This window comes from Microbacterium sp. Bi128 (genome assembly GCF_918698205.1).
The window spans coordinates 1-3108 of record NZ_CAKKMM010000563.1; the positions used below are offsets into that span (position 1 = coordinate 1).

At 62.8% G+C, this 3108-nt stretch carries 3 protein-coding genes; 2 read left to right on the forward strand and 1 reads right to left on the reverse strand.

What is annotated here, in order from left to right:
* Positions 1-192: 192 nt before the first annotated feature.
* A complete protein-coding gene (locus tag LQV45_RS22925) occupies positions 193-1167 on the reverse strand; it encodes a helix-turn-helix domain-containing protein (protein WP_290370297.1) in 975 nt (324 codons plus the stop codon).
* 420 nt (positions 1168-1587) lie between these two features.
* Between LQV45_RS22925 and LQV45_RS22930 the strand changes: the two genes are divergently transcribed.
* Both LQV45_RS22930 and LQV45_RS22935 read left to right on the forward strand, forming a co-directional pair.
* Positions 1588-2166 (forward strand): TetR/AcrR family transcriptional regulator, encoded by a 579-nt coding sequence (locus LQV45_RS22930; RefSeq protein ID WP_230008967.1) that lies wholly within the window; start codon positions 1588-1590, stop codon positions 2164-2166.
* Between the two features lie 554 nt (positions 2167-2720).
* A partial coding sequence (locus LQV45_RS22935; RefSeq protein WP_290370296.1) for a beta-ketoacyl synthase N-terminal-like domain-containing protein occupies positions 2721-3108 on the forward strand: 388 nt, incomplete at its 3' end.

Below are 3108 nucleotides of genomic sequence, written 5' to 3' on the forward strand. Positions count from 1 at the left end.
TTCAACGACCACACGCTGCGGCGCTTCAACGAGACGATCAAGGACACCCTTGACCCGAACGGAATTATCGCCCCGGGCAAGTCGGGGATCTGGGGCACCCGCCTGCGTGAGGCAGGCTTCCCGCAGGCGTGATGGCCTATCTTCGGGGAGCCCCCGCCCTGCCCAATGGGCAGGTGCCGGGAAGACCCCGCCCTAACAATCGGGCGGGGTCTTCCCGGCAGGCTCCGGCAGATGCCTGGCATCCCGCGGGGCACAGCCGTGGACCTCGCGGAAGGCCCTGCTGAAGCTCGCCGGATGGCGGTATCCCCACCTCGTCGCGACCATCGCGATCGTCGTTTCCGGGGACCGCCGCAACTCGCCCACGGCACCCTCGAACCGGCGTTCGCGGATCCAGGACGACACCCCGGTGCCGGAGGATGCAAAGAGCTTGTGGACGTAGCGCGTAGACACGAAGTGGGCCTGCGCGATCCGCTCGGGCCCGAGTTCCGGGTCGTGCAGGTGGTCCATCACATACCGCTGCATCTGAGCGAGCAGTGCCTCAGGGCCGGAGCGCGGACCGGAAATCTCCTGCGCGCCGTACATGCTGCGAAGCAAGGGCAGCAGCATCTGTGCAGCGCCTTCCCCGTCAGGGCTCGTGAGTCCGCCGCCGCTCGTTGTGGTTCGTGCCAGCTGCGCGAGGAACGGGGTTGCCGGCCCAGTGAGCCGTCCCTGGCCCGAATCCACCCGCGTCGCGGAACGCCGGGCGATGCCCTCGGCCTGCGCCCCTATGAACCATTTGGGAATGCTGAATACGAGCACCTCGAAACCGTCGCGGCCCTCAAAAGTGGAAGGCCGCGACGTATCGTGGCACGCAATGTCACCGGGGCGGAGAACACAGCTGCGATCGTCCTGTTCGATATAGATCGTGCCTCTGGTCATCAAATACAGCAAGATGCACTCCGGATCGGCGGCGGCGATCATCTGCTGCGTGCGGGCCACCCGGTGCGCAAGTCCTTGGATGGACTGGACCCCGACCGGCCCGACCTGGCCAATGGCCAAGCGGGCCTCGAAGGAGGGCGCCCCGACCGATTCAACGTGCATCGGGAAGAAGCGCTCGGCGATTCCTGCAGACCAGTAGTCCCGCCGCTCGGCCGGAGGAACCGACCGGGTATCCAGTACGGAAGTCATCGGTCCACCTCGGATGAAGTTCCGTGATAGATCTGCGGTGCAGGCAAGCACATGCCGAGTAGGGAAGGTCTGGCGTTGCCGTCGGAAGATGCAGTCACGGCACCTCCTTAGAAGATTCGATCCGTTTCGTACCGAGTGTAAGGCGGGTCACAATTCAAAACAAAGATGCCACGTCACCTCTTCAACGACTCGCTTCAGAATGCCCCAAGGTCCTGCGCCCGAACCGGAAACGTTGGTGATCCAACTTTTCGGTGCCCGAAGATTTTTTGCCGTGCTGCTTGGGTCGTCAAAATTTTCACGTAAACAGGCTGACGCTTCTCGCTGGGCCATCGAAGGTACCCTGCGATGCCCGCTCGTTGAAGCACCAAAGTGGGATCGTGTACGTTTCGTATTGGATGATTATGCACGTATGGTTGACCCATGGCAATCAGAAGTGAAGAAAGTCGTCGGGCCATTTTGGAAGCAACCATGAAGTTGCTCGAAGATTCGGGGCCTACGGGATTTACGGTGCAAAAGCTCTCGATCGAGCGCATTGCCCGTGAGGCTGGCGTCAGCAAGACTACTATCTACAGGTGGTGGTCGAGCAAGGTTGCCGTGGTGATCGATACATTCCTGGACAACCATGTAGCGCGTACTCCAGTGCGCCAGGATGTCCCTGCGATCGACGCGCTTCGTGAGCACATGGCCTCACTTGCGGAGGTCTACGCGGGCAATGAGGGTCGGCTCGTGGCGCAACTCATCGGTGAGTGCCAGGGCGACGAGGCAGCGATGGCTGAATTCAAGAAACATTTCTGGACCCCGCGCGCGCTGGTTGTTACGTCCCTGGTTGAGCAGGCCATAAGCGAGGGGTCGATGCGCAAGGATCTCGACGCCCCGGTCGTCACGGAACTGCTCTATGCACCCGTGTACTTCCGCCTGTTGTTCCAATCGGGCCCCCTTGACGCCAAGGCCACCGATGCCATCTTGCAGACGGCACTGGAAGGGCTTGCTGCAGGGTAGCGGTCCAAAGTATTACTTATGTTCGCTTCCGGGCCCATCACACGCAGGCCCGGAAGGGCCCTGTGGCTAAAAGGATTGACCAGGCAGCCTTTTGGGGCCGCAGGGGGCATTGGAATGAGGCTGCACCCCTGCCCGGCTTTGCTGGGAAGCAGTATTCCAGCCTTGGCCGGGGCGCAACTCCGGCCCCAGTTTGGGTGACACGCACCCCTATTGGGACGCAAGAGGCCTTCGGCGGCTGAGCCGGTGAACGGCCACGCCTCCAGCGGTGGCCCGCCCCTGTCCGCGTCCATTACCTTCGCGACGCGTCTGGCGCACTGCGCCTCCCGCAATCCTCTTTAATTCCGCGACTCCAGCGATGTCGGCATAATCTCGAAAAATCCCAGAGCCTTGTGCAATACGATACGGTTCGTATATATTCGGAAAAGTATCGGATGCAAGAACTTGGGCCCGTGCCCGTTGTGCACGCGGACAATGCGTCCCGGTCCAAATCGTCTTTCCGGGCCCTTGAGGCCGGCCGGTCGTTCTGGCGGGCCACAATGAAAGGAAACATCATCGTGAACACCGCCATCGCGCCGAATGACGCGGTCGTCGTCGCCTACCGCAGGACACCGATCGGCCGGGCCCGCAAGGGATCGCTGGCCGGTGAGCGACCCGAAGACTTTGCACTGGCAGCCATCCGGGGAGCGCTCTCGGCGGTTCCGCAGCTGGACTCCGCCGAGTTCGCGGACGCCTACGTGGGTTGTGCGGTACCGCAGGGCGCGCAGGGCGACAACATTGGACGCCGTATCATGGTGCTCGCAGGATTGGACAGCGTCCCGGCGGTCACCGTGAACCGCTTCTGCGCCTCCTCGTTGCAGGCCACCGCGATGGCGGCCCAGGCCGTGCGGGCGGGCGACGGGGACGCGTTCCTGGTGGCGGGCGTCGAATCGACCACCTCGACAC

Coding starts and splice junctions, on each gene's coding strand:
- LQV45_RS22930 (WP_230008967.1), top strand. CDS start 1,588: ATGGCAATCAGAAGTGAAGAAAGTCGTCGGGCCATTTTGGAAGCAACC.
- LQV45_RS22925 (WP_290370297.1), bottom strand. CDS start 1,167: ATGACTTCCGTACTGGATACCCGGTCGGTTCCTCCGGCCGAGCGGCGG.